Genomic DNA, 3,000 nt, shown 5'->3' on the forward strand with positions numbered 1-3,000 from the left:
CCCAAAGGAACGGGACGGATGTTCATTGGGCATGCGGCTCCCTCAGCGATGAGCCGGGGAGGTCGGGGGTCGCCTTGCCGGGCATCCGGGCTGACCTGCATGCTCTTCGGGGCTGCGTTGCGCGTCAGATCGCTACGCGCTTCTCTTTTCTCAGCGTCCGGCGTCCGTCTGGGGTCGCTGCCTGCAGCCAAGGACGACGGAATCGTCCTCCGGAACCGGGAGGCGCGTCAGATCGCTACACACTCCTCCTTTTCGGCGTCCGGCGGCCGTCTGGGGCTGATATCCGCACCAAATGACGATCAGAGAGGCGTCGGGGACAGGCGGGCGCGTCAGATCGCTACGCGCTGCCCAGATCTCAGCGTCTGACGGCCGTCTTGGGCTGGTCTGTGAGGAGTCGGGCCCGGCTGTCGCCTGTGTCCTGACGACGGAGGCGTACCGCCCTGAAGCCGCTCAACCCGGCCGACGGGCCTCCTTTTCGGGCCGGTCTCGTTTCCAGGGCGGCCCAGCAGGGGTGGGGCTACTGTGCCTCCATGGCTGACTTCATGATCGTGCTGACGACGACCGACACCCAGGCCGCGGCCCGTTCCCTCTCCCGCTCGGCCGTCGAGAAGAGCCTCGCGGCCTCCGGTCAAGTGACCGGCCCCATCGAGACCACCTACCGCCACCTCGGCGAAGTCTGCCAAGGCGTTGAATGGCAGGTGACGTTCAGGACAACCAGTGACCGGCGCACAGCATTGGAGGAACACCTCGTATCCCACCATCCGTACGATTCGCCGGAGGTGATCGCCTTTGCCATCGATGCAGGCCGCCACGAGTATCTGGAGTGGATCACTCGGGCCACCCGCTAGGCCCGCGCACGCTCCAAGACCGAACCGACCAGCGGGAGGGCACGGTGGGGCTCCAACCGCCTGACCATCATTCGTGTCCGCCCCGCCGGGCGCGTGGATGCGAGCCCTGCAGAGAGGTCCATGACCCGAGAAGTGATCGCTGCGGCGTGCTCGATCTCGCCGGCATCGAAGTACGCAGACGCCAGCCATGACAGGTACAACGCCTTGTCCCGTGCCCGGGTGTCGTCGTACCGCCCGAGCGCATCCTCCAGGGCCGGAATTGCCCGCAGTGGACGGTGCAGCTCCGTCCAGCACCGTCCCGTCATGATGAGGATCTCGTCGCGATCCACCCAGTACGCCCAATCCGGCACGGGGCCGTCTGCCCGGCTGTGGATCGCCTCCTCAGCCAGTGACAGGGCGTAGCCCGCCTCCCGAGCGTGACCCGAGGTCGCGTATTGCCACGCCAGCCGATCGGCCAGCAGCGCACGGACCACTGGATCACGCCCGGTCCCCACTGCTGCGAGTCCGGCCTGTGCGTAGGCGATGCCGGAACCTCCCCCGACAGCCCACTCGAGGTAGGCCAGAAACGCCAGCGAGTTCCCTTCCAAAGACCGGTCCTCGGCTGTCTTCGATGCTGCCAGGGCGGTCATGTAGTGACGACGTGCTTCCCCGTACAGCCCCGCGTCATAAGCCGCCCATCCTGCGAGCTGTGCCTGCTCCGCGATGATCCCTCGTAGCTGCTGTCCGACGCCTTCTGTGTAAACACCTTCCGCGACCAGCCTGGTTGTCTCTGCCAGCTCACCCACGTACAGGCGGTAGGTGTCACCGCCGCCCATGAAGTCATCCAAGCGCCGCAGTCGGGCGGTTCGCTGGGCCAACTGTCCGGGCACGTCCGAACCGAGTCGGCGACCGGCTCCCAGCAACGAGGAAGGCCGTATGGCGGCCAGCCCGGCCCCGGCTGAGAGGCTGATGAAAGCGCGACGCTCCACGTCATTCTCCTCGTCGACCGGTTCCTCACGTTGGTGTTGACGACGAAGACGTCGAGCGAGCTGGACGGCCCGTTTCAGCTCCTGCTCCGGAACGCCGAACTCCTCGGCCAGCAAGGCACGGGAAATCGGGTCCGGCAAGCGCTCTTCGTTCTCCCAGCGCGACACTGCCGCTTGCTCCAACGGATATCCGCGTCGGGCGGAAAGAGACTCAGCCAGTTCCTGCTGGGTACGCCCGTTCTCCCTGCGCAGCCGTCGCAGCAAGGGCCCGATCGACTCCACGCCGCTGTCGATTTCTGCCACCGCCACCATCCCTCGGCCGTCACCAACGCCCAGATACCAGCCTGGCCATAAAAGCCGGCCATGTCTGCGAAATGGCCATTGAGCCTGGCTCATCTCCCCAAACGCGCATGACGGTTCACTGGTCACGACCGCCCCGGCGGGGCGGAGCCCGTAAGCCCATGACAGGAGAACCGGAGGCTCCCCGTGACACCCGACGCCGCCGACACCCCCGACAGCCCTTCGCCAAGGCACGCGGTGAGATCCGGCCCCAGCCAGGACCTTCTCGAACGCGCACTGGTCGGCTGGGAGCGCTTCCTGGATTCCTTTGAAGGAGCCTCGGATGAGTGAGCAGTACGAGTACGTCCCGCACCGCCTCCTCCGCCGCCGAGTCCGGGACATTGCCTCCGGCGTGGAGGGCGTGCTGATGGCCGTGATCAATGAGAACGTCTCGGACACGGCCGACTATGAGCGCTGGATGGAACTGGCGTACATCCGCAACGCGTCCGGCCGCGAGTTCACGACCGCCGTCGCCAACGTCCAGCCCGTCTATGACCAGCCCCAGACAGCCGGCAGCCGCCGAGACGGGCGAAGCGCGTAGCGATCTGACGCGTCCGGGTGCTCCGCGTGGCGGTCTGTTCGTCATTTGGTGCGGGTATCAGCCCCGGACGGGCCGCAGCCGCCGAGACGGGCGAAGCGCGTAGCGATCTGACGCGCCTGGGTGCTCCGCAGGCCGGTAGGTTCGTCTTCTGGTGCAGGTACCAGCCCCAGGCGGGCGGCGGACGCCGAACCATGAGGAGCGCGTAGCGATCTGACGCGTGCGTCGGCGCCGCTTGCGGCTGATGGGGGTCGGATGCCTTGTCTGCCGGCCCCCGACCACCCCGACGGATCGCTGATCCGGCCGTATG

At 67.0% G+C, this 3,000-nt stretch carries 3 protein-coding genes; 2 read left to right on the plus strand and 1 reads right to left on the minus strand.

The window, feature by feature from the left end; all coding sequences use genetic code 11:
* Nucleotides 1–530: 530 nt before the first annotated feature.
* Nucleotides 531–848 carry a divalent-cation tolerance protein CutA gene (gene cutA / locus VR44_RS13440; protein WP_045947704.1) on the plus strand — a complete coding sequence of 106 codons (318 nt, stop codon included), beginning with the start codon at nt 531–533 and terminating at the stop codon, nt 846–848.
* Here cutA and VR44_RS13445 read toward each other — a convergent pair.
* Complete coding sequence (locus VR44_RS13445; RefSeq protein WP_157880290.1) at nt 845–2,116, minus strand: helix-turn-helix domain-containing protein; 1,272 nt, start codon at nt 2,114–2,116, stop codon at nt 845–847. The two genes, cutA and VR44_RS13445, sit on opposite strands and share 4 nt — an antisense overlap.
* A gap of 319 nt (nt 2,117–2,435) precedes the next feature.
* Between VR44_RS13445 and VR44_RS13450 the strand changes: the two genes are divergently transcribed.
* Nucleotides 2,436–2,693, plus strand: coding sequence for a hypothetical protein (locus VR44_RS13450; RefSeq protein ID WP_045947705.1), 258 nt, complete (start codon nt 2,436–2,438; stop codon nt 2,691–2,693).
* The last annotated feature ends 307 nt before the right edge of the window (nt 2,694–3,000 follow it).

This window comes from Streptomyces katrae (assembly GCF_000966975.1).
Lineage (GTDB): Bacteria > Actinomycetota > Actinomycetes > Streptomycetales > Streptomycetaceae > Streptomyces > Streptomyces katrae.

Bases quoted from the DNA above. Each gene is read 5' to 3' on its own strand.
- VR44_RS13450 (WP_045947705.1), top strand. From the start codon at position 2,436: ATGAGTGAGCAGTACGAGTACGTCCCGCACCGCCTCCTCCGCCGCCGA.
- cutA (WP_045947704.1), top strand. From the start codon at position 531: ATGGCTGACTTCATGATCGTGCTGACGACGACCGACACCCAGGCCGCG.